General features: G+C 66.3%; 19 protein-coding genes. 9 read left to right on the forward strand and 10 right to left on the reverse strand.

The window, feature by feature from the left end; translation table 11 throughout:
* Positions 1-35: 35 nt before the first annotated feature.
* Together AC07M1_RS02625 and AC07M1_RS02630 are read right to left on the reverse strand one after the other, a co-directional pair.
* Positions 36-389 (reverse strand): phage integrase central domain-containing protein, encoded by a 354-nt coding sequence (locus AC07M1_RS02625; RefSeq protein ID WP_495161012.1) that lies wholly within the window; start codon positions 387-389, stop codon positions 36-38.
* A complete protein-coding gene (locus tag AC07M1_RS02630; protein ID WP_495161013.1) occupies positions 295-567 on the reverse strand; it encodes a hypothetical protein in 273 nt (90 codons plus the stop codon). Before AC07M1_RS02630 ends, AC07M1_RS02625 begins: the two co-directional genes overlap by 95 nt.
* 245 nt (positions 568-812) lie before the next feature.
* Between AC07M1_RS02630 and AC07M1_RS02635 the strand changes: the two genes are divergently transcribed.
* Positions 813-2,069, forward strand: a complete 1,257-nt coding sequence (locus tag AC07M1_RS02635; RefSeq protein ID WP_495161014.1) for a F390 synthetase-related protein — start codon at positions 813-815, stop codon at positions 2,067-2,069.
* Here AC07M1_RS02635 and AC07M1_RS02640 read toward each other — a convergent pair.
* Genes AC07M1_RS02640 through AC07M1_RS02670 form a run of 7 tightly spaced genes read right to left on the reverse strand, consistent with a single transcriptional unit; the run spans position 2,060 to position 8,742 of the window.
* Positions 2,060-3,061 carry a Rieske 2Fe-2S domain-containing protein gene (locus AC07M1_RS02640; protein ID WP_495161015.1) on the reverse strand — a complete coding sequence of 334 codons (1,002 nt, stop codon included), beginning with the start codon at positions 3,059-3,061 and terminating at the stop codon, positions 2,060-2,062. The two genes, AC07M1_RS02635 and AC07M1_RS02640, sit on opposite strands and share 10 nt — an antisense overlap.
* Complete coding sequence (locus tag AC07M1_RS02645) at positions 3,058-4,185, reverse strand: hypothetical protein (protein ID WP_495161016.1); 1,128 nt, start codon at positions 4,183-4,185, stop codon at positions 3,058-3,060. The genes AC07M1_RS02640 and AC07M1_RS02645 overlap by 4 nt, the downstream gene beginning before the upstream one ends.
* Positions 4,182-5,315 carry an ATP-grasp domain-containing protein gene (locus AC07M1_RS02650; RefSeq protein ID WP_495161017.1) on the reverse strand — a complete coding sequence of 378 codons (1,134 nt, stop codon included), beginning with the start codon at positions 5,313-5,315 and terminating at the stop codon, positions 4,182-4,184. The genes AC07M1_RS02645 and AC07M1_RS02650 overlap by 4 nt, the downstream gene beginning before the upstream one ends.
* Positions 5,312-6,148: an MBL fold metallo-hydrolase gene (locus AC07M1_RS02655; RefSeq protein WP_495161018.1), complete on the reverse strand. Its 837-nt coding sequence runs from the start codon at positions 6,146-6,148 to the stop codon at positions 5,312-5,314. The genes AC07M1_RS02650 and AC07M1_RS02655 overlap by 4 nt, the downstream gene beginning before the upstream one ends.
* Positions 6,141-7,121 (reverse strand): NAD-dependent epimerase/dehydratase family protein, encoded by a 981-nt coding sequence (locus AC07M1_RS02660; RefSeq protein ID WP_495161019.1) that lies wholly within the window; start codon positions 7,119-7,121, stop codon positions 6,141-6,143. Before AC07M1_RS02660 ends, AC07M1_RS02655 begins: the two co-directional genes overlap by 8 nt.
* Entirely contained in the window at positions 7,118-8,119 is a 1,002-nt protein-coding gene (locus AC07M1_RS02665; RefSeq protein ID WP_495161020.1) for a 3-oxoacyl-[acyl-carrier-protein] synthase III C-terminal domain-containing protein, read from the reverse strand. The genes AC07M1_RS02660 and AC07M1_RS02665 overlap by 4 nt, the downstream gene beginning before the upstream one ends.
* A 20-nt stretch (positions 8,120-8,139) precedes the next feature.
* Complete coding sequence (locus tag AC07M1_RS02670; RefSeq protein WP_495161021.1) at positions 8,140-8,742, reverse strand: TetR/AcrR family transcriptional regulator; 603 nt, start codon at positions 8,740-8,742, stop codon at positions 8,140-8,142.
* A 523-nt stretch (positions 8,743-9,265) separates the two neighbouring features.
* On the opposite strand from AC07M1_RS02670, the gene AC07M1_RS02675 reads away from it, so the two are divergent.
* From AC07M1_RS02675 to AC07M1_RS02705, 7 genes are all read left to right on the forward strand, one after another.
* Entirely contained in the window at positions 9,266-9,787 is a 522-nt protein-coding gene (locus AC07M1_RS02675) for an RNA polymerase sigma factor (protein ID WP_495162801.1), read from the forward strand.
* Positions 9,784-10,731, forward strand: a complete 948-nt coding sequence (locus AC07M1_RS02680; RefSeq protein ID WP_495161022.1) for a FecR family protein — start codon at positions 9,784-9,786, stop codon at positions 10,729-10,731. The genes AC07M1_RS02675 and AC07M1_RS02680 overlap by 4 nt, the downstream gene beginning before the upstream one ends.
* A gap of 99 nt (positions 10,732-10,830) precedes the next feature.
* Positions 10,831-14,244: a TonB-dependent receptor gene (locus tag AC07M1_RS02685; RefSeq protein WP_495161023.1), complete on the forward strand. Its 3,414-nt coding sequence runs from the start codon at positions 10,831-10,833 to the stop codon at positions 14,242-14,244.
* A gap of 124 nt (positions 14,245-14,368) precedes the next feature.
* Positions 14,369-16,462, forward strand: coding sequence for a S9 family peptidase (locus tag AC07M1_RS02690; protein ID WP_495161024.1), 2,094 nt, complete (start codon positions 14,369-14,371; stop codon positions 16,460-16,462).
* 11 nt (positions 16,463-16,473) lie between these two features.
* The gene (aspA, locus tag AC07M1_RS02695; protein ID WP_495161025.1) at positions 16,474-17,892 is read left to right on the forward strand and encodes an aspartate ammonia-lyase; all 1,419 of its coding nucleotides are present in this window, start codon (positions 16,474-16,476) and stop codon (positions 17,890-17,892) included.
* Between the two features lie 65 nt (positions 17,893-17,957).
* Positions 17,958-18,965 (forward strand): L,D-transpeptidase family protein, encoded by a 1,008-nt coding sequence (locus AC07M1_RS02700; RefSeq protein ID WP_495161026.1) that lies wholly within the window; start codon positions 17,958-17,960, stop codon positions 18,963-18,965.
* Positions 18,962-19,504: a lysozyme inhibitor LprI family protein gene (locus tag AC07M1_RS02705; RefSeq protein WP_495161027.1), complete on the forward strand. Its 543-nt coding sequence runs from the start codon at positions 18,962-18,964 to the stop codon at positions 19,502-19,504. Before AC07M1_RS02700 ends, AC07M1_RS02705 begins: the two co-directional genes overlap by 4 nt.
* Here AC07M1_RS02705 and AC07M1_RS02710 read toward each other — a convergent pair.
* Positions 19,501-19,956 carry a DUF2721 domain-containing protein gene (locus AC07M1_RS02710; protein ID WP_495161028.1) on the reverse strand — a complete coding sequence of 152 codons (456 nt, stop codon included), beginning with the start codon at positions 19,954-19,956 and terminating at the stop codon, positions 19,501-19,503. The genes AC07M1_RS02705 and AC07M1_RS02710 overlap by 4 nt on opposite strands.
* A gap of 81 nt (positions 19,957-20,037) precedes the next feature.
* Between AC07M1_RS02710 and AC07M1_RS02715 the strand changes: the two genes are divergently transcribed.
* Positions 20,038-21,129 carry a GNAT family N-acetyltransferase gene (locus tag AC07M1_RS02715; protein WP_495161029.1) on the forward strand — a complete coding sequence of 364 codons (1,092 nt, stop codon included), beginning with the start codon at positions 20,038-20,040 and terminating at the stop codon, positions 21,127-21,129.
* Positions 21,130-21,138 lie beyond the last annotated feature (9 nt).

Raw genomic sequence — 21,138 nt, forward strand, 5'->3', positions numbered from 1 at the left:
GTGAACCCGTTTCGAGGAGAGGTAAATCGCTTTCCTCAACTCGTGCCGTAGTCACAAACTCGCTCCACGCCGTAAGGAGTTGGCGTCGCATAGGGCATTGCCTTGAAGTTTCCGCCCTTGGGCTGCGTCGGCAGCCCGAGTGAAATGGTCTTGCTTGGAGCCTCGGTCGATCGCCAACCCCTGGAATGGCTGAAGTTCAACACCTGTCCCAGGCGAACCCGCACCTTGCGAGCTAGTCCGGGCTTGGCGGTCCAGATGGGCGCAAGCACATCGAGGATATGTGCCGTATCAATCTCATCGACCCTTGGATTGGCCAGCTTGGGAGACGAACTGGCGCGGGAAGTCGAGCGGCATGTCCGTCTGACGCGAGTTGGTCGCGTACACGCCATTGATGAAGAGGATTTCACCCGTCTTGACGGACACACCGGCGGCCAGGCCGTCGATGTTGATCGTCTGCGTGTGGGTGTCCTTGACGGCGCTATAGTTCACGATCTGGTTCGCGCGGTTGATCAGAGCGCCGGTCGATGCACGCGTGCCCGTCATCTGGGCGATGACGTTCTGCGACATGTACGGTTGAGGTAATCTAAGAGCGGTTACGCGAGGGTTGGCCGATCGTTCAGCCCGATCAAAGGCCATCCTGAAAACCGCTGTTCATTCAGGTAAGCAGGCGGTGACGATCACGAACAGATCAATTGCGTCAGTTGCCGTGTCAAATTGCACTCTTTCGCTGAAACCCGAGCGGTAAGGGGAATTGAATCTGGTTGCTTTGCAGGGGATGATTTTAGCGTCAACATGTCGCCATGTTTGCGGTGATGAACGCGGCTTCGGCCTTTTTGCGTACGCGCTGGCTAGCCGGCAGACTGAAGACCCCCGAGGATGTCCGCAGGTGGCAGGATCGACGGATCGCCAGGTGGCTGAAGGTCGATCTGCCGCAAGCCCGCGCGTTCGTCGGTACGACGGTCGCGCAGCTGGAGGCGCTGCCACCGATCGATAAGGCAATCCTAATAGCCAATTTCGCCGCCTATAACCGGCCCGGCATAACCACGGCGGAGGTGCGCGCAGCCATCGATGCGGGGGAGGATCGCGTGCGCGGTTATCCCGTCGGGCAGAGTACCGGGACCAGCGGCAATCGCGGTTATTATGTGATCAGCGATGTTGAGCGTTTCGTCTGGTTGGGCACGATCCTCGCCAAGGCCCTGCCGGATGTCCTGTGGCGTCGGCACCGTGTTGCACTTGCCTTGCCGGGCTTCTCGACTCTCTATCGCTCGGCCGAGCGCGGGGGGCGGATCAGATTGCGCTTCTTCGATCTTGGGCTTGGCGTCGAGGCTTGGGCCGATGACCTGGTCGCGTTCGCGCCGGACACCATCGTGGCTCCGCCGAAGGTGCTGCGACGGCTGGCCGAAAGCGGCCGGCTAACTGCACGCAATCTGTTCAGCGGAGCCGAAGTGCTCGATCCGCTGGATCGCACGGTGATCGAGGCGGCGTCTGGCGCCCGCGTGCGCGAAATCTACATGGCGACGGAGGGGTTGTTCGGGGTCGCCTGCCCACACGGCACGCTGCATCTCGCCGAAGATGCGGTGAAGTTCGAGTGGCTGCCGGCGGGCGATAGCGGTTTGGTGACCCCTATAGTCACCGACTTCACGCGCCGCACCCAGATCATGGCACGCTACCGGATGAACGATCTGCTGGCGCTCTCGGACGAAGACTGTCCCTGCGGGTCGCCGCTGCGGTCGGTGGCGCGTATCGAAGGGCGGCAGGACGACGTGTTCGAACTGCGCGACACCGATGGCCAGTGGCGCATGATCACGCCGGACGTGCTGCGCAACGCGGTGGTCGATGCCGACCGCGCGATCACCGACTTTCGCATCGTGCAGACCGCGGAGGATCGCGTGGTGGTGTCGCTCGACCGAGCATTGCCCCTAGGTAGCGACGCGTGTGTGATCACCGCACTGGAAGGGCTGTTCGATCGCGCTGGCGTCGTTCGGCCCGCCATCACCGTTTCGCGCGGGCTGAACATCGACTTCGACCACAAGCTGCGCCGAGTTCGCCGGGAATGGTCTCAGAGGTAGAGTGTCGTCACGCGCCGCTCGGTCGCCTGCGGCCTGCCATTCGCCAGCCGCCACACGGTCGGTCCGATCAGGTCGGCCGGGCCGATCGCGAAATCGACCGCCCCCCAATCCTTCAGCGCTTCGACTTGATCGGCAAGCACGCGCTGGTCCTGACGTAGCAGCGGGAGATTGAATGCCTTGAGCACCCAGCGCTTGAGCCAGGCCGGCGCAAGGCCCTTGCGGGTGGAGAACAGGGCATAGGGGCGGACGAGGTCCTTGTCCTCCGGCACGAAGATCGCGGTCAGCGAGACGCTCAGACCGCGCTCGGTCCGGAATTCGAGCTGGCCGATCGTCGGCGGGAAATAGCGTCCGATCGATACCGTCCGCTTGCCCTCGAGCAGGCGCGGCATGAATCCGTCGGCGCGGGCATTTTCATGATAGACGGCTTCGGCACCGTCCGGGCCGAGCGATACCTCGACCCGCATTGCCCGACGCTTTCCGGTGCCGCGCAGGAACCAGGGATGGACATAATGCGGGTGCGAAGCGTCGAGCATGTTCTCTAGCCCGTCGAGCAACCGCATCCGGCTCGGTGCCACCAGCCAGCGAAAATGATCGAGCGTCGTGTCGTCGAGTAGCGCGGGCAAGTTGGGGAAGGGCGGCGCCATCTCCGCCAGACAGGTCCAGACAAGCCCCGCCCGCACCTCGACCGGGAGTACGCGCACCGCGACGGCGGGCACGTCATCTGATCCCGGGACCTCGACGCAGCGGCCATCCGCGCCGAAGCGCCAGCCATGATAGGGACAGGCAATCGTATCTTCGCGTACATAACCGTCCGACAGCTTGAGCGCGCGATGCGGGCAGCGGTCGAGCATCGCGACTGGCTTGCCCCCGCTCTTGAACAGCACGATCGGCGTTCCCATCAGCCGCCGCGCGATCGGCTTGTCGCGCAACTCGTCCAGCGCCGCCATCGGGTGCCAGCCTTGCCGGATCGCGATTGGCCACGCCTCGCTCATAATCCTTGCCTCTTCATCATCGGAACCGCCAGATGGTCGAGGACGGTTTGCATGAACCCCAGCACGACACGCCTTCGCCAAGGCAGATGCCGGGCAGCTACCGCCGTATATTCGATTACGCCGGTCGCGCCGCGATTGCGCTTGAACTGCGCCGCGCCGGCCGAGCCGTTGACCCGCAATTCCCGTGCCGCCGCCATGGTGGTGAACAGCAGCGTGGCGATCCGGTACAGGCCCTCGGCCGGCGGTCGTGTAGTATCGTAGCCCACGACAGGCGGAGTCAGGACGTCACCTCGGATCAGCACGCCAGCCACGGCCAGCAGATTACCCTCCGCATCGCGAGCGCCGCGATAACGCAGCGTACCAGCGCGCCAGGTCATCAGCACATAGGCGGGCGAGAATACCGGGTTGAGGGGCGAGTATTTACCAACATAGAGTAGATGATAGAGTTCGGCGATCCGCTCCGCGTCGGCCTCGCTCATCACCGAGAATTCGTCGATCGTCAGGCCGCTGCGGCGGAGGAGCCTGAGGTCGTGGTGCGTGTTACGCCGTGGCCGCCAATCCTGCTCCAGATTGCCGGTTACCCAGATCTGACGGCTCCCCAGCAACCGCCAGCCATCGCGCTTGGTCGCCTCGAATAGTGCCGGCGACGACCAGGGGTCGACCGAGCGGATCGCGATGGCGTGGCCTGGAAAGCGCTCAGCCAGGAACATCCGGATTGTTGTGAGATCCTCTCCCGACCAGTCGCCGTGCAGATTGGTGGACAACAGCCAGTTGTCGACATGGACGACGCGATTGACCTCACCCCAGCGCAGCAGGTGGTCGGCGGCCGCGATCAACATGCGCAACACCGGCCGCAGCCAGCCGGTATCGACGATATCGAGCTCCGCGCGTGCATAGAGGACATAGGCACTGTGCGGCAGGCAGACGTAGCTGCCGCCATATTCGCGGTCGTTGACGGTCACCGGATAGATGCGGTTGCCGGACCGAAGCGCCAGCCATCGGGTCGTGACGTTGGGAATCATCGCGGCCGCACCATCGCGTGCAATGCCCTCGATATAGGCCCGGCAATCGCATGGGCTCGGCCAGGCGTCAGGCGGCGGGTCAAGCGGATCGAACAGAATCATATGATCGTCTCGCCGTTCCACTCGATGTCGGCAGTGGTCGCGCCAGCTGCGCTGTGCCCGGACACCCGTGCGCGCGCCGCGAAACGCGCAGCGTCGAGCACCGCGCCAAGTAGCGGGAGGCGATCTCCCGGCCGTCCGATCGCATCGCGCCCGCGTCCCACGTCGCGGGCTAGTTCGCTGAGACGTTTCCGACCGATCGCCGCGGGCAGGCCCAGCAGCAGCATCGCCGGGCCTAGATAGCGCACACCTGCAATCGCATGCGCTTCGCCATCGCCGAGCATGGCACGGGCGAGTTCGGGGCGCGCATCGAACAGATGCAGCCCGCTGACCGCGCGCGGGTTGCACTCGATCGGCACCACCGCGCCTTGGGGCGTGAGGATCAGGTCGAAGGAGAGGTGTCCGGTGAGGCGATCCGCTGCGGCGATAGTGCGTGCGACCTCGATCGCGGCCGGGCATTCGACCGCCTCGAACGCATAGGCGGCCGCGCTGCCGTGCCGCCAGACTGGGCGATAGACGGCCGAGGCGACCAGCTGCCCGGCGCGCGCGAACGACCACAGGCAAAGCTCCTCACCGGCAACGAAGCGCTGCGCGGCCCAGGGCCGTCCGGCGGTGCATTCGATCGCGGCGAGCTGCGCCCGTGTCGGCCGGATCAGCGTCTGGGTCGCGAAGCGCGAGAATTCGGGCTTGAGCACGAGGTCCGCGGCCGCGACGGGCAGCGCATCGAGTTCGGCGCGTGTCTCGATCCGCCATGTGTCGGGGACGGCGATTCCCAATTTTCGCGCATGGCCGGCGAATGCGACTTTCGAGTGCAATGCGCGCAGTACAGACAGCGGCGGTGCCAGCACGCGCTCACCCAAGCCGGCCGCGGCGAGGTAGAATACTTCCTCGCAGGTGGGAATGACCGCGACAGGATCGAGCTCGACGACCAGATCGTGCAGCGCGGCCGCGAACCGTCGAAAATCGGTGCGAGGCGGTGGCACCCGATGCGTCGCGGTGACCGCGCGCGAGAGCCGCGCCGCCCAGCCCGTCACTGAATCGGCCAGATGGACTTCGTACCCCGCGCCAGCGAATGACCGGGCGAGATCGACCGCTACCGGCGCGCGGGCTCCGGTGATCAGGACCGTGCTCACATCTCGGCTTCGGCAGCGCATTCAGCGCAATGCGCGGGAGTGAGCCGGATCGCCGGATTGCGCCGCCATAGCGCATGCAAATTGGTCAGCGTTCTCTCGACTCGTCCGGCGTTGCCGAGAAGACCACTCGTCAGCCGCGGCGGTGGCATGTTGCGGCGGATCGCGTCGCTCGACCAGGCGGCGTCGGCGACCAGGAAATGCTCGCCATGTCGGTCATCGGCGACCACCATCCCCCAGTGGCCGGGACAGTGCCCCGGTAGCTCGACGGCGAGCAGGCTGCCGTCGCCCAGGATGTCGGCGGCGTCGGTGAACGGCTGGAGCGCACTCGGCAGCGGCGCGCGCGCCGCTTCCTCGAAGAAACGCGCGCGGGCTGCGATATCGGCGGGAAGCAACGCCGGTAGCACGCCGCCGAGTAGTGCGCTGATCCGACCGCTCGAACAGGCTGCATCGAGCCCGGCGCGTGCGCAATGGATCGCGGCGTTGGGGAAAGCGTGGGTGCCCGCGATATGGTCGGCATGAAAATGGGACAGGATCAGATGGCGGACATCGGTGGGCTCGATACCGAGGCGCCGCAACTGACCCGCGACATCGGCCCCCGACGGAAGCGTCACTGGGGTGAGCCAGCGATAGAAGCGTTCGGGGAAGGGCTGGGTCGCGTCAAAGAACGCCGGATCATAGCCGGTATCGAATATGATCGGACCCTCCACCGGGTGGACGATCAGCGCGGAAAGGGCGGGAAAGACCACCGGGCGCCAGCTGCCGTCACGGATCGTCGCGCGTTGCGGGTGGACGCAGTGGCCGGCGCGGATCAGCCTGACGGCGACCTCACGCATCGATCGGCTCCGGCAGAGCGTGTGCGACCATGTCCTCGACGCGATGCCGAGGCGTCCAATCGAGCAGTTCGCGCGCACGATCGAGACACATCGTTTGCGAGAAGCCGAAGGTCATCACGCTGTAGCGCGTCACCGGCGGCTCGGGCCTGCCGGGCAACAGCGCCGCCATTTGCTCCACTAGGCTTGCCCCCGTCATCGCGAGCGAAGTTGGCACCGCGATAAAGCGTGGAGTTTGCCCGATCCGGGTGAACAGCGCGCTGAGCAGTTCGCGAAGCGGCCGCGGATCCCCGCCCGATATGTTGATCGCCCGGCCGCCCGCCGCCGCCAGGTACCGGTCGGCGGCGACGAAGGCGGCCGCGGCGTCGCGTACGTCGGTCGGCTCGATCAGCGCATGCCCGCCGCCGGGTAGCGGAAACCGCCCACGCCGCGCGGCGCGCAAGATCCGCGGCAGAAGGACGCTGTCATTCGGTCCGACGATCGCACGCGGGCGGAGCGCGACAGTCCGAAAGCCCGGCGCATCTGCGGCTAGGACCAGGCGTTCGCCGGCATATTTGGTTGCGGCATAGGCGTTCGCGAAGCGCGGTCCGACCGGGCTGCCCTCGGTCAATCCGATGCGATCGCGCGGCGCGGCGTAGATCGAAGGCGTGGAGGCGTAGATCAGTCCGCCGCATCCCGCGATGCGCGCCGCATCCAGCAGCCGCCGGGTCGCGGCGATGTTGATCGTCTGGAAAGCGGCACGAGGCCCCCAGGGCGAGGACAAGGCGGCGAGGTGGAAGACCATGTTCATACCGTCGACCAGGGGCGGCAGCGGGTCGCGCGTCAGGTCGGCCGCAACGAACTCCGTGCCCAACAGTGCACCGATCGCCCGGTCGCGTCCGGTCGCGCGTACGCGATATCCGGCGGCGAGCAACTGACCGACCAACTCGCGACCCAGTCCTCCGGTCGCTCCGGTCACGAGCGCGCGGCGGCTCACCAGCGGATCACCGCGCCGCCCAGCGAGACTCCTGCCGAGGTACCGATCAGCAGTGTGTGACTGTCCGGCCCGGTCAGTCCCCGCTGGCGTGCGATGTGAAGCGCGTGCGGCATGCCGGCTGCGATCTGGTTGCCATGGTCGCGGAAGATGTCGAGCGTCTTGGCGTGGCCGCGGGGCACCGATCGCTTGAGGTGCTCGAGCGCGGCGGCGCTCGCCTGGTGCGGGACGATTGTGTCGATCGCATCTGCTTCCACTCTGCTCTCGGCGAGAAGGTCCCGCAGGAAGCGTGGGAAGCGCTTGGCGGTCGCCGCGAATAGGGCGGGACCGTCCATCCGGAACTTGGCGGCCGCCAGAAATCTGTCGAGATTCTCGCCAGGACGCATTCGGGTTCCACCGGATTCAAGCTGGCATAACTCTGCCCCGTCGCCATAGGTTGCGAGTCGCGACGCGAGTAGACGGCTGGGCCCATCCGCTTCGATTGCCATCGCGGCAGCGCCGTCCCCGAAAATCACCGAAGCCTCGGGCTGGCCAAAATCGAGCGCCGCCGAGGCGATGTCGACGGAGACAATCAGGCCGCGGCGCCATTTGCCCGCTGCCATTCCGGTCAGCAGGGTGTCGAGCGCAACCAGGAACGAAAGACAGGTCGCATTGACGTCGAACGCAGCGATGCCGCTGGCGCCGATGCCGAGCCTGCGCTGGATCAGGGGCGCGTTGCCGGGGATCGGTTGCTCCATCACGCCGCATGCGGAGACGATCACATCGAGTTCGCCGGCATCCCAGTTTGCGGCTGCCAGCGCCGCGAAGCCCGCTGCCGCGCCGAGCGATGAGCTGGTTTCCTCGCCGCGCACCCAATAGCGGGCCGCGATCTCGAAATGCCTCTCGGTCCAGCCGGCGTCGCGGCCGATCAGCGCGTCGACTTCAGTGGAAAGGACAGCCGCTTTGGGCAGGGCGATGCCGCTACCAGCAAGGCGAAATCCGATGCCGCGAGTCGCGTTCATGCCAATATTCTGAACACTGTCTATTTACTTGTAAAGGGAGCGTGCGCGATGGCTTCGAGGACGCGGGCGTAGACGGTTTCGAGCGGTTGGGTTTCGCCGAGCAGAGCGAAGGTGCCGTTGAGCGTGAAGAAGCAATGCCCATGCACCGTGGCCAGCAACGATCGGGTCAGCGCGTCCGCTTCGTCTTGGCGTCCGGGAGGCAGGACCGCGGCGATCTCGTCGCGCACGATCCCGGTCAGCGATCGGATATGCTCGAGATAATATTCGGGGGCCGCGACATCGTCGGGCAAGCGGTGATCGTACAATGCAGTCCAGGCATGCCGGTGCAGGATGGCAAATTCGAAATAGGCTTGCACCAGCACGCGCAGGCGGTCAGCGGTCGTTCCCGCGAGCCGCGCTTCCACGTGCGCCTGCCATTGCATCAGGGTCCGTGCGTTGATCGCGACGATCAGCATGTCGTGACTGCCGAACACATTGTAGATCGTGCCGATCGAATAGCCGATCCGCTTCGCTACCTCGCGCGCGGAGAACCGCGCAAACCCCACTTGGGAGATCTGACGATGCCCCTCATGGACAATCATGGTTCGAAGTTCGTCCCGCGTGTGATCGGACCGGCGCGCCATCGCGGGAGTCTGCCTTCATTTTTTACAGTGTTCAATAGATTCGAGCGCGGAAGCCTGTCGGCTCGGTGTGGCGCGCGAACGGCGTCGGAAATGCTCCCACATAACGGCCGTTCAGCTGGTCGGCGGACAATCCTGGAAACCACTACATCCTGCGTGCGAATGTGGAGAATGTGACGGCCAACTCCTACTGGCAATCGACGTCGCGCGGTTTCCTTACTCGCGGTAGCCCGAGGGCGGCGCGACTGTCCCTCGAGATGAAGTTCTGACTATTCGCTCGAGTGGCGACTGGCCAATCGACCGATGAAGATCGCCAGGCCGTCCGGCTTGCCGGACGGCCTGGCGGGATCTTGTCGGGTGTGCGGCCTTCTCAACTTTTTTCGAAACCGCGAAGGATTTCCCTGGCAGGAATCTCTAGGCAGTGTGGCGCATGGCGTCCGGGGTTGAATAGGGAGCCGAGGCAACGGCGCAGGGGTTCGAAGTCGAGCGGCGGGTCCGTATCGCGACGTGGGTGGCCAGGCAGGTCATGCCCCACGAGCCTGCCGTGCGCGCGTGGCTCCGGCGTTCACGCGCGACTCCCGACGATATCGATGAACTGATCCAGGAAGCCTATTGCCGGCTCGCGATGCTCGACAGCGTCGAGCATATCGGGCGGCCGGACGCCTATTTCTTCTCGATCGTACGCAACCTCTATGTGCGCCGCGTCAAGCGCGCCCGGGTGGTTCCGATCGAGACGATCGCAGCGATCGAAAGCCATTCGGCGGACGATGCGCCGTCGCCCGAGCGCGAGGCCGGCGGTCGGCTCGAGGTGGAGCGGGTGCTCGGGCTGATCGCGCGCCTGCCGGACCGGTGCCGGCAGATCGTGCAGATGCGCCGGATCGAGGGACTGTCGCAAAAGGAGATCGCGTCGCGCCTCGGCGTGACCGAAAAGGTGGTGGAGAAGCAGGTTTGGCAGGGCATCAAGGCGGTGCAGGCATTGTGGCGAGCCGCGGATGCGGAGGCCGAGGCCCGCATGGACCAGGCTGAGCGGACGAGGACGTCGAGATGACTCGCATGACCCGCGACATATCGGACGAGGCCGCGCGCTGGACCGCCCGCATGGATGCGGGCGGCTGGACCGATCGCGACGAATCCGAGCTTCAGGCCTGGCTGGCCGCGCACCCGATGCATGGCGGCGCGCTGTTGCAGGCCCAGGCCGCGTGGATCTCCACCGACCTCGAATTGGCGGAGGCCGACCGCGGCGACCCGCCGTCGGCGGCCAGGGTCTCGCGCCGCTGGGTCATGGCCGGCGGTGGCGGGCTGATCGCCGCCTCGCTCGCCGGTGGCCTGATCTGGGGCACCAGCTCGCTGCAATATTCGACCGGCGTGGGAGAGATCCGTCGTGTGCCGCTAGCCGACGGATCGGTCGCGGCGATCAACACCGACAGCCGGATCGAAATCCAGGTCGACGCCAAGCGCCGCAACGTGAAGCTCGAGGCGGGTGAAGCCTGGTTCCAGGTCGCGAAGGACCCGCGGCGGCCGTTCGTCGTCGATGCGGGGCGGGTCCGCGTGCGCGCGGTCGGCACCGCCTTCGCCGTGCGCCTGGAAAGCGGAGGCGCCCAGGTGGTCGTGACCGAAGGCGTGGTCGAGGCCTGGGTCGAGGGTGCGGAAGGGCACCGCGTCAGGATCGCCGCCGGCGGCAAGGCGTTCGTCTCGAACGACGCCGCGATCGACGTCGCCGCGGCCGAACCCTCGGCGGTCGACCGCTCGCTCGCCTGGCGCGCGGGCAAGATCGACCTCGACGGCAACCGGCTCGACTTCGCGGTCGGCGAGTTCAACCGCTATAATGCGCGCAAGCTGGTCATCGCCGATCCCGCGCTGGCCGGCGAGGAGTTTGACGGTATCTTCCGCGTCGATGATCCCGAAGGGTTCGCGATGGCGGTGCGCGACAGCCTCGGCGTGCCGGTCGATACCGCGCATCCCGATGGCATCCGCATCGGGAAAGCGAATTAAGAAACAAAAAATCCGGCGTCGGCGAAGGATTCTTCCCAGCCCGGTCTCTTGGTGCAGGTGAGCGGGCAAAAGCCCGACGCCCAGGGGGGAGAAGACAGAATGAGGGGATACACGCGCAACGCCTTCATGGCGGGAACCGCGATCATGTGCGCGGTTGCGACGCCGGCACAGGCGCAGGAAAAGCGCTTCGACATTCCCGCGCAATCGGTTCGATCGGCGATCGTGACGCTCGGGCGCCAGGCCGATGTCCAGATCATCGCGTCGCGCAGCGTGACGAACGGCAAGCAGGCCAATGCGGTGAAGGGCGCGATGTCGGTCGAACAGGCGCTCGCGCGCATGTTGCAGGGGACCGGCCTGGTCGCGCGCCGTTCCACCGGGCAGACCTTCGTGGTCACACGCGAACCGCGCCAGTCGAGCCAGCCGACCCCGGCTGCCGTGACGCGCGCCGCTCCCCGACAGGCCGATGAACTTCCGTCCGCAGGCCCCGAAGCGGAGCCGCAGGCCGTCGCGGAGGCTCAGCCCGGCGAAGTGATCGTCACCGGTTCGCGCATCCGTCGCCAGTCGTTCGACACGGCCTCGCCCGTCACCGCGCTGGAAAGTGAAGAGATCGCCGAATCGGGCCGGACCGAACTCAGCGAAGTGATCGCCGAACTGCCCTCGGTCAGCTCGACGCTGAACGATCGCCGGAACAGCGGCGACGTTCAGAATGACGGCGTCAGCTCGGTCCAGCTGCGCAGTCTCAGCGACAACCGCACACTGGTGCTGGTCGATGGCCGCCGCACCGTATCGAACAGCGCCAACGCCAACCGCGTCAGCCTGAGTTCGATCCCCAGCGGTTTTGTGAACCGCGTCGACATCATCACCGGCGGCACCTCGTCGGTCTATGGCTCGGACGCGATCGCCGGCGTGGTCAACATCATCACTGAATCGAAGAGGACGGGTCTTCGCATCGGCGGACGCACCGAGTTCACCGATGCCGGTGGCGGGCGCGAGCATGAGATCGAGGCCAGCTTCGGCACCAAATTCGCCGACGGGCGTGGCTATTTCCTGATCAGCGGCTCCTATGACCGGCAGGACCCGATCCGCGCGAACCAGCGCGCCTTCGCGCTCACCCAATGGGAATATGACTGGGATCCTGCGCTGGGCGGGATCAACGAATATGAGACGCTGTACAACGATGCCACGGGCATCCCGACCAGCGGCGATCAGCCGATCGGCACCTTCCCGCCCAACAAGCCCGCCGATCTCTCCAGCTCGATCCCTGGCGGCGTCTTCTACGGATCAAGCAGCGCGCGCGACCGGTTCTATCGCGGCGGTACGCTGGTTCCGCTCGGTCCCGACGTTCAGACCGGAGCGGTCGTCAATGTCGGCACCAGCGACGCCGGCAACACCGGCTATTTCCTCCCCAACCGCGACGGGTTCAGTACCCGGGATGTGCGCTGGATCAGCGGCGAGCGCGAACGCTATCTCGGTGCCGCCAAGTTCGATTTCGAGGTGTCGGACAAGACCAGCATTTTCGCTCAGGTCCAGTATTCGAAGGTCAAGACGCTCAACTTCCGCGAGCCGAGCGCGATAACCGCGGACGATACCTTCCCGGTGATCGATCGTGTCACCGGCGTCGGCAGCGAAGTGACGCTCGGCCGCATCCCGTGCCAGCGCGCGACCGGAACCGGCTCGGGCCCGTGCAACCCCTTCGTGCCTGCAGAAATCCGCGCCGACGTCACCACCGGATCGACCAACCGCGGCGTCTATTTCACCCGCCGCCTAGTCGAACTCGGGCCGCAGGCGACCTATAACGACCGTGAAACCGTGCGCAGCTGGTTCGGCGCGCGTGGCGATGCCTGGGCCAACTGGAAGTGGGAAGCGAGCTTCGCTTATGGCCAGTTCGTCCAGGATCAGGTGCGTTCGGGCGAGATCCATGGTCTGCGCCTCAAGCAGGCGCTCGACGCGACCACGGTGAACGGCCAGATCGTCTGCCGTGACCCCTCCAATGGCTGTGTGCCGATCAACATCTTCGGCGAAGGCTCGATCACGCCCGAGGCGGCGGCGTTCATCAAGGCTGATCTCCATCAGCGCGCGACGCTCAAGCAGCACAGCTTCAGCGGCTTCCTCACCGGCGACCTGTTCGATCTGCCCGCCGGACCCGTCGGTGCCGCGTTCGGCATCGAATATCGCAAGGACAGCCAGAAGATCGAGGGTGACGATTATTCGCGCTTCGGCGGCACCTCGGGCCCGCCGGTGCCGAATTTCGGCGGGTCGATTTCGGTGTTCGAAGGCTATGCCGAGTTCAACGCGCCGCTGGTGAAGGACAAGCCGGGCATCGAACTGCTCAGCGTCGACGGCTCGGCGCGCATCGGCACCTATGACATCAAGAATGTCGGAAACATCTTCAGCTTCCGGGGCGGCATCCAGTACGCGCCGGTCAAGGATATCCGCTTCCGCGCCAGCTATGCCCGCGCCCAGCGCGCGCCCGACCTCACCGAGCTGTTCTCGCCCCCACGCGGCGACTTCGACGATGTCAGCGACATCTGCGACGGCGTCACGCCGACCACGGCGGGCCGGATCGCGGCGAATTGCCGGGCGAATCCCGGCATCCAGGCGCTGTTCGCGTCGCAGGCGGCGAACAGTGTTCCGCAACTGTTCGATCAGTCGGGCACGTCGATCTACAGCCCCAATTCCGGCAATCTGGAGCTGAAGGAGGAAACCGCGAACACCTTCACCGCTGGCGCGGTGTTCACGCCGAGCTTTCTCAAGCGGTTCACGCTGTCGGTGGATTACTATAATATCCGGATCAAGGACGCGATCACCGCTTATGGCAATCAGGACATCCTGTCCCAATGCTATGACAGTGATCTCGCGACGTCGGCCAATCCGTTCTGCGGCGACGTCACCCGCAATCCGAACAATGGGCAGCTGTCGGGTATCATCCAGCGCGAGTTCAACCTCGCCGGCTTCACTACCGCCGGCCTCGATGTCGCCGCCGAATATCGCTTCGACCTCGACGGCATCGGTCTGCCGGGCAAGTGGAGCGTCCGCTACGACGCGACGCATCTGCTCAAATACGAGACCCGCTTCATGGGCCTCACCGGCCTCGTCACCACCGACGAGCGCGGTGAACTGGTGTCGGGGACGTTCAAATACCGTGCGCGCGGATCGCTGTCGTGGCGGCACGAGGGGCTGAGCCTGCGCTGGACCGCGGTCTATTATGGCAAGATCTACGACAGCCTGACCCGCCTCAAGGAATACCAGACGTTCAAGGCGAGCAACCCGAATGCCGAATATCCGCTGTTCCTGAATATCCCGGCGGTGTGGCAGCATAATTTCTATGCGGGCTATAATTTCAAGATCCGCGGCGCGGGCATGCGGCTCTATGGTGGCGTCACCAACGTCTTCAACAAGACCAGCCCGCTGCTGCCGGCCGGCGACGTGCTCAGCGGAAGCACCAACAACTACAACCCGACCTACGATGTTTCCGGGCGCCGCTTCTATTTCGGCGCATCGCTGAACTTCTGATGCGGAGCCGCCACCGGATGCCGGTGGCGGCTCCCGACAAGCGATCATACAGTGACGTTACAGGCTTGTGCGGTCTCCCTCCGCGCAAGCCTGTGGCACGCCCTCTCGACAGGAATGCAGGCCCATGACCTCGAACCGCTTCTGGCTGACGATCTGCGCACTGCCCGCGCTCGCGGCCTCGCCCGTATCCGCGCAGTCGTCACAGGCATCGCCCTCCGCGTCGTCGCCCCGGCCGATGACCGCGGTCGATCTGGTCGAGCTGACCCGCGCCACCGGCCCGCTCCCATCCCCCGACGGCAGCGTGATCGTCTACAAGACCCGCGCCGCGAACTGGGCCCGCAACAAGGCGACGACACGGACCTGGCGCATGCCGGCCTCCGGCGTCGCCGAGCGCGCGCGCGACCTGAAGGGCGAGATCGCCTGGGCACCCGACGGCAAGGCGCTGGCCTTCGCGACCAAGCCCGACGACGGCAAATACGCCCAGATCCATCTCGCGCCCAATGGCGGCAAGGCGCGTCAGCTCACCCGGCTGCGCAGCTCCGCCTCCGCACTCGCTTGGACCGGCGACGGCAAGCGCATCTACTTCCTCGCCGAAAAGCCGGACGACCCCGCCACCGCCGCCCGCATCAAGGCCAAGGACGACATGTTCGCGTTCGAGGAGCCGCGCCGGCGCACGGCACTCAACTATCTCGACATCGCATCGGGAGAGGTGGTGACGGTGGTCAGCGGCGACATGGACGTGCGCAGCTTCAGCATCGCGCGCGACGCCGGGACGATCCTGCTCCGCGTGGCGCCGACGCGTCTGCTCGACGATCAGCCGCGATCCGAACTGTGGCTGCTCGACCCGGCGACCGGCATTCGCCGCCGCCTGACCAGCAACGACTATCGCGAAAATGATGCGCAGCTCGCGCCCGACGGCAAGCGCGCGCTGTTCGTCGCCAACGCCTCGGGCGGCAAATATGCGACGGTCAATTCGCGCCTGTTCGTCATCGATATCGCCACCGGCGCGATCCGCCAGCTCGGCGAGGGCAAGCCCTGGGCGATCGAGGATGCGATGTGGTCCGCCGACGGGTCCGAAATCTACTTCACCGCCCAGGACGGTGTCCGCACCAACCTGCACGCCGTCAACGTCGCGACCGCGGCGATCCGGCCGCTTCAGGCCTGCGACTGCGTGGTCTCGGCCCCCGCCTTGTCGCGAGACGGCCGGACGCTGGCCTATCTGCGCGCGTCGGCGACCCAGCCGGCGGAAGTCGTGCGGACCGACCCGACCGGCTCGACCGCGCCGGTCCAGGTGACGGCGATCAACGACGATATCGGCAAGCGTTTCCAGCTTCCTCGGCAAGAGGCGATCCAGTGGGCGGGGCCTGAGGGGCAGAAGCTCGAAGGCCTCGTCACCTATCCGCTCGGCTATATGCCGGGTCAGCGCTATCCGCTGATCGTCCAGAGCCATGGCGGGCCGCGCTCGGCCGATCAGTTCAACATCTTCTCCTATGGCCGCTTCCTGCCGCTGCTGGCGTCGCACGGCTTCGTCACGCTCAGCGTCAATTATCGCGGCGGCACCGGCTATGGCGATACCTTCCTCCAGGGCATGAACGGCGACTATTTCCGCGTCGCCGACCGCGACGTGCTGTCGGGCGTCGACGAACTGGTCAAGCGCGGCATCGCCGATCCGGCCAGGACCGGCGCGATGGGCTGGAGCGCGGGCGGGCACATGACCGCGCGCCTCATCACCGTCACCGATCGCTTCAAGGCGGCGATCGTCGGCGCCGGCGCGGTCGACTGGGCGTCGATGTACATGGGGTCGGACACGCGCTGGCAGCGCAAGGAATGGTTCGTCACCCCGCCCTATGGCAGCAAGGCGCGCCGCGACCTCTATCTCGCCAACTCGCCGCTCGCATCGATCGATGCCGCGAAGACGCCGACGCTGATCCTCGCCGGGGCAGAGGACAAACGCGTTCCGCCCGCCCAGTCGGTCATGCTGTTCCGCGCGCTCAAGGATCTCGGCGTTCCGACCGAACTCTATCTCGCCCCGCGAGAGCCGCATAATTTCAGGGAGCTGCGCCACCAGTTGTTTCAGGTGAACACCAGCATGCGCTGGCTCACCTCGCATGTGACGGGCGCGGCCTATGTCCCGACGCTGGCGCCGAACGCGGCGCCGGCGGATGGGGACGACGACAGCAGCGACGATCCGGCCGAGCCTGGCGAGGCGCAGGAATGAAGGCGATGCCGATGACCGGCGAGGCAACCCGGATCGAACACGACCTGATCGGCGCGATGGAGGTGCCCGCCGATGCCTATTACGGCGTCCACACTCTGCGCGCGCTCGCCAACTTCCCGATCTCGGGCGTGCCGATCCACGCCAACCGCAACCTGATCCGCGCGCTCGCCGCGATCAAGGAAGCCGCCGCCGTCACCAACGCCAGGCTCGGGCTGCTCGACGCCGAACGCGCGGGGGCGATCGCCGCCGCGTGCCAGTCGATCCGCGCGGGCAGCTTCCACGACCAATTCGTCGTCGATGCGATCCAGGGCGGGGCGGGGACCTCGACCAACATGAACGCCAACGAGGTGATCGCCAATCTCGCGCTCGAGCTGACCGGGCGCCAGCGCGGCGACTATGCGTTCATCCACCCCAATGAACACGTCAACATGAGCCAGAGCACCAACGACGTCTATCCGACGGCGCTCAAGGTCGCGGCCTATCGCAGCGCCGAGGAACTGCTGATCGCGATGGCGGCGCTGCGCGAGGCCTTTGAGCGCAAGGCGGTCGAGTTCGCCGACATCATCAAGATGGGGCGGACCCAGCTCCAGGACGCGGTCCCGATGACGCTGGGCCAGGAATTCGGCACCTATGCCGTGATGATCGGCGAGGACGAGCAGCGACTGGTCGAAGCCTCGGCGCTGATCTGCGAGATCAATCTGGGCGGCACCGCGATCGGCACCGGCCTAACCTCGCACCCGCGTTATGCGCAGCTGGTGTGCGAGGAGCTGGTGCGGATCACCGGCCTGCCGCTGTCGACCTCGCCGGACCTCATCGAAGCGACGCAGGATTGCGGCGCGTTCGTCCAGCTTTCCGGCGTGCTCAAGCGGATCGCGGTCAAGCTGTCGAAGACCTGCAACGACCTGCGCCTGCTGGCGAGCGGCCCGCGTACCGGACTGGGTGAGATCAACCTGCCCGCGATGCAGGCGGGGTCGTCGATCATGCCCGGCAAGGTCAACCCGGTGATCCCGGAGGTCGTCAACCAGATCGCGTTCGAGGTGATCGGCAACGATCTCACCATCACGATGGCGGCCGAGGCGGGACAGCTTCAGCTCAACGCGTTCGAACCGATCATCGCGCACAGTCTGTTCAAGAGCATCCGCCATCTGCGCAACGGTTGCACCGTCCTCGCCGAACGCTGCGTCGCGGGCATCACCGCCAACCAGGCGCACCTGGCTGAAACGGTGAAGAACTCGATCGGGCTGGTGACCGCGCTCAACCCCTATATCGGCTATGAGAACGCGACCAAGATCGCGCGCGAGGCGCTCGAGACCGGCCGCGGCGTGGCCGAGCTGGTGCTCGAACGCGGGTTGCTCAGCCCCGAGGCGCTGACGTTTCTCCTCACCCCCGAACGGCTGACCCGGCCGCACAGAGATCCAATCGCCGGCTGAGCAAGGCTATTTGCGCCTCGGGCGCGCCGCTATAGATGCGGGCTGAATCGATGCGGGATGGGGGCATGCGGATACGGCGGAACGGCGGGATCGGACTGGCTGTCATACTGGGCCTGATGGCGATCCCCGCTTCCGCGATGCCGCAGGGGGCGAAAGCGAGCTCGCCGGTCGAATTCGCGCGCAAGGCCGATACGCTCAAGCCCGGCGACTGGGTCTGGGCGCCGCAGGTCGCGCCCAAGGGGCCGGTTCATGTCTATGTCGATCTCTCGCGCCAGATCGCGACCGTCTATCGCAACGGCGTGCGCATCGGCGTCGCCACCATCTCGTCGGGCAAGGCGGGGCATGAGACGCCGGAGGGGGTGTTCGTGATCCTGCAAAAGGACGCGAACCACCGCTCCAGCACTTACAACAATGCCCCGATGAAGTTCCAGGAACGCCTCACCTGGGACGGCGTCGCGCTCCATGCCGGCGGACTGCCCGGTTATCCCGAAAGCCATGGCTGCGTGCATCTTCCGCTGGAGTTCGCGCGGCTGCTGTTCGGCGTGACCGAGATGGGCGGCGTGGTCGTGGTGGCTGGGCGCGCGGGCGGCGCGGTGCTGGCGCCGTCCGCCGGCGTCCTCGCGCCGATCGGAGCCAAGGGTGGCGAGGTCTCCCACACCCCGCTCGCATCGGATGAGGCGTGGCGCTGGACGCCCGAGGTCGCGCCCACGGGCCCGCTCACGATCATCGCCTCACGTTCCGACCAGCGCATCGTGGTGCTGCGCAACGGGGTCGAGATCGGCCGCGCCCGTGTCGAGCTGCCCACCGAAGACTTCCAGACTCATGTCATGACCTATGTCGCCGCGCCCCCCGGCAGCCCGCGCTGGGTGCTGGTCGGCGTGCCGGGGCATCAGGACGAGGCGAGCGAGGTGCTCGACGCCACCGTGCTGGCACAGGCGCGGATGCCGCGGGGATTCCTCGATGCGTTGCGCGCCGCCATCGTTCCCGGCACCACCGCGCTCGTCACCCAATCGCATGTGCTGCCGCATCAGACGGGCGGCAAGCTCACCGTGCTGGCGAGCAGCGCGCCATGATCGCCGCGCTTCTCCTCTTCGTCTCGGCGCAGGCGGTGCCGCCTCCGATCGAACAGTTCACGGCGAATTGCCGCGCTCCCGTCTATGCCACCGATCAGCTGGTATGCGCTGATCGGGAGCTTCGTGTGCTGGACGCGGCCATCGCGGTGGCCCTCTACAGCCTCGGCCCCGAGCCGGTCGCTGGCATTACTCCGTGGCTCGAGCCGCAGGCCGATTGGTTCAAGCGCCGCAGCCGCTGCGCATTCGAAACGACGCACCGGGAATGCGCTACGGACGCCTATGACGAGCGGATGCTCGTGCTGAGCGCGCTGTCGCGCCGCCCTTCGATTCCCGCCTATCGTTGTGGTTCGGTTCTTGCCACCCTGGTCCCAGCCGGCGCGTTGCGGCTCGAACGCAAGGGGAAACCGGTCGGCGCGGCTGTGCGTCAGTCCCCGCGATCCGGCTGGCAGCCCCATATACGGCTCGAAGGCGACGAAGCCGGGCTGTGGATTGTCCCGTCCGGCGGGAAACCGATCCGCTGTGTTCCGGTCAAGAACTAGCTCGGGTCGCGTTCCAGCAGTTCCTCGCGGATATGCACCGCCTGCAGCGACAGCCGCACCTCGACCAGGAACGCGACCAGTCCGGCGGTGAGCAGCAGCATCGACGCGATGAAGGTCACCGCGACCACCCCGCCGATGTTGAGATGGGTCAGCGTCGCCCCGAACATCAGCGCGACGACAAGGCAGATCAGGATCGCGCTCGCGACGCATAGCCAGATCGACTTGTTGATCACCGACAGCCGACGGTCGATCAACCGCAGTTCCCAGACGTGCCGTTCATGCTCGGCGCCTTGCGACACCGGATGGAGCTGTTCGATCTTGCGTGAGCGGTCGACCACGCGCGCCATGCGTCCGATCAGCACGTTGAGGATGCCCGCGATACCCGCCAGCAGGAAAACGGGGGCGATCGAAACCTGAATGGTGGCGGCGACGGTCGAGAGCATCGGGGTCATCGCGTGATTGTATGATTCTGGGGCGTTCCCGCCAAGCGGGCTTGCACCCATTGGTAACGCATTCTCGTTATCGCGCGTGCTATGACAAGGCCGATGCCCCTCGCCGAGTTCACCCGTCTGCCCCCGCTGCTCACCGTGAGCGTCGGGGATGGTCTGTCCAGCGCGCTCGATCTGGTGGCGGATCATGCCGCGCCGACGCATCGTTTCCTGCGCTATGGCTGGTTCGCCGCCGCGCTCGCCGCCTATGGCGGGTCGGCACGCACGTTGACGGTCGCGCGCGAAGGCGTGCCCGTGCTCGCGGTGCCGCTGGTCGCGAAGGGGCCTGGGTTTCTCGGCATGCAGGCGGTGCCCGGTTGCTACTGGCCGTTCCGCAGTTTCCCGGTCGCGTCGGACGCCGATGCCGCCGCCTTCGAACTGCTGCTCGACAAGTTCGAGGGGCGCGCGCTTCGCCTCGGCCCCGTCTATGACGGCGATCCGGCGCTCGAGGGCTTGCGTGCCGCCGCGGCGGCGAAGGGCTGGGTCGCGCTCGACCGGTTCGTCGCCGAAAGCTTCCTGCTCGACATGACCGGGCTGCGCGACGAGGGGACCTGGCCGCGCAACTCGACGCTGCGCAAGAACCGCTTCCACGAAAAGCACCTCGCCGAACATGGCGCGCTCGACTGGAGCTTCGTTTCCGGTGCGGAGTGGACCGCGCAGGCGTTCGACGATCTCGCCGCGGTCGAAACCAGGAGCTGGATCGCCTCGCGCACCGACGGCAGCGACGCCAAGTTCACCGATGACGGCCATGGCGGTTTCTGGCGCGCGGCGGCGGCCGATCCGGTGATCGCGCGGATGATGTGGGCGGCTTTGCTGCGGATCGATGGGGAGCCGGCGGCCTTCTCGTTCGACATGAACGCCGGCACGCTCAAATACGCCATCGCCAACAGCTATGACCCGCGCGTCGCCAAGCATTCGCCCGGGAAGCTGCTCTATTATCGCAACCTCGTCCGCGCGCTCGACGACGGCATGGCGACGGTCGACTGGGGCGCGGGCGACAGCGGCTACAAGCGCACGATCGGCGCCGATGCGGGGCCGATGATCCGCGACTGGCTGTTCGTGCGACCCGGCGTGTCCGGCATGATCGCGCGGCTGCTCAGGGCCTGGTGGCGGCGCAGCGGCAATACGCCCGCCTGACACCGCTTC

The sequence above is a fragment of the Sphingomonas sp. GW821-FHT10C01 genome (assembly GCF_059415525.1).

What these genes read in the sequence shown, in the direction of transcription:
- AC07M1_RS02625 (WP_495161012.1), bottom strand. Translation starts at nt 389, where the DNA reads ATGGCGTGTACGCGACCAACTCGCGTCAGACGGACATGCCGCTCGACT.
- AC07M1_RS02630 (WP_495161013.1), bottom strand. Translation starts at nt 567, where the DNA reads ATGTCGCAGAACGTCATCGCCCAGATGACGGGCACGCGTGCATCGACC.
- AC07M1_RS02635 (WP_495161014.1), top strand. Translation starts at nt 813, where the DNA reads ATGAACGCGGCTTCGGCCTTTTTGCGTACGCGCTGGCTAGCCGGCAGA.
- AC07M1_RS02640 (WP_495161015.1), bottom strand. Translation starts at nt 3,061, where the DNA reads ATGAGCGAGGCGTGGCCAATCGCGATCCGGCAAGGCTGGCACCCGATG.
- AC07M1_RS02645 (WP_495161016.1), bottom strand. Translation starts at nt 4,185, where the DNA reads ATGATTCTGTTCGATCCGCTTGACCCGCCGCCTGACGCCTGGCCGAGC.
- AC07M1_RS02655 (WP_495161018.1), bottom strand. Translation starts at nt 6,148, where the DNA reads ATGCGTGAGGTCGCCGTCAGGCTGATCCGCGCCGGCCACTGCGTCCAC.
- AC07M1_RS02665 (WP_495161020.1), bottom strand. Translation starts at nt 8,119, where the DNA reads ATGAACGCGACTCGCGGCATCGGATTTCGCCTTGCTGGTAGCGGCATC.
- AC07M1_RS02670 (WP_495161021.1), bottom strand. Translation starts at nt 8,742, where the DNA reads ATGGCGCGCCGGTCCGATCACACGCGGGACGAACTTCGAACCATGATT.
- AC07M1_RS02675 (WP_495162801.1), top strand. Translation starts at nt 9,266, where the DNA reads ATGCCCCACGAGCCTGCCGTGCGCGCGTGGCTCCGGCGTTCACGCGCG.
- AC07M1_RS02680 (WP_495161022.1), top strand. Translation starts at nt 9,784, where the DNA reads ATGACTCGCATGACCCGCGACATATCGGACGAGGCCGCGCGCTGGACC.
- AC07M1_RS02685 (WP_495161023.1), top strand. Translation starts at nt 10,831, where the DNA reads ATGAGGGGATACACGCGCAACGCCTTCATGGCGGGAACCGCGATCATG.
- AC07M1_RS02690 (WP_495161024.1), top strand. Translation starts at nt 14,369, where the DNA reads ATGACCTCGAACCGCTTCTGGCTGACGATCTGCGCACTGCCCGCGCTC.
- aspA (WP_495161025.1), top strand. Translation starts at nt 16,474, where the DNA reads ATGACCGGCGAGGCAACCCGGATCGAACACGACCTGATCGGCGCGATG.
- AC07M1_RS02700 (WP_495161026.1), top strand. Translation starts at nt 17,958, where the DNA reads ATGCGGATACGGCGGAACGGCGGGATCGGACTGGCTGTCATACTGGGC.
- AC07M1_RS02705 (WP_495161027.1), top strand. Translation starts at nt 18,962, where the DNA reads ATGATCGCCGCGCTTCTCCTCTTCGTCTCGGCGCAGGCGGTGCCGCCT.
- AC07M1_RS02710 (WP_495161028.1), bottom strand. Translation starts at nt 19,956, where the DNA reads ATGACCCCGATGCTCTCGACCGTCGCCGCCACCATTCAGGTTTCGATC.
- AC07M1_RS02715 (WP_495161029.1), top strand. Translation starts at nt 20,038, where the DNA reads ATGACAAGGCCGATGCCCCTCGCCGAGTTCACCCGTCTGCCCCCGCTG.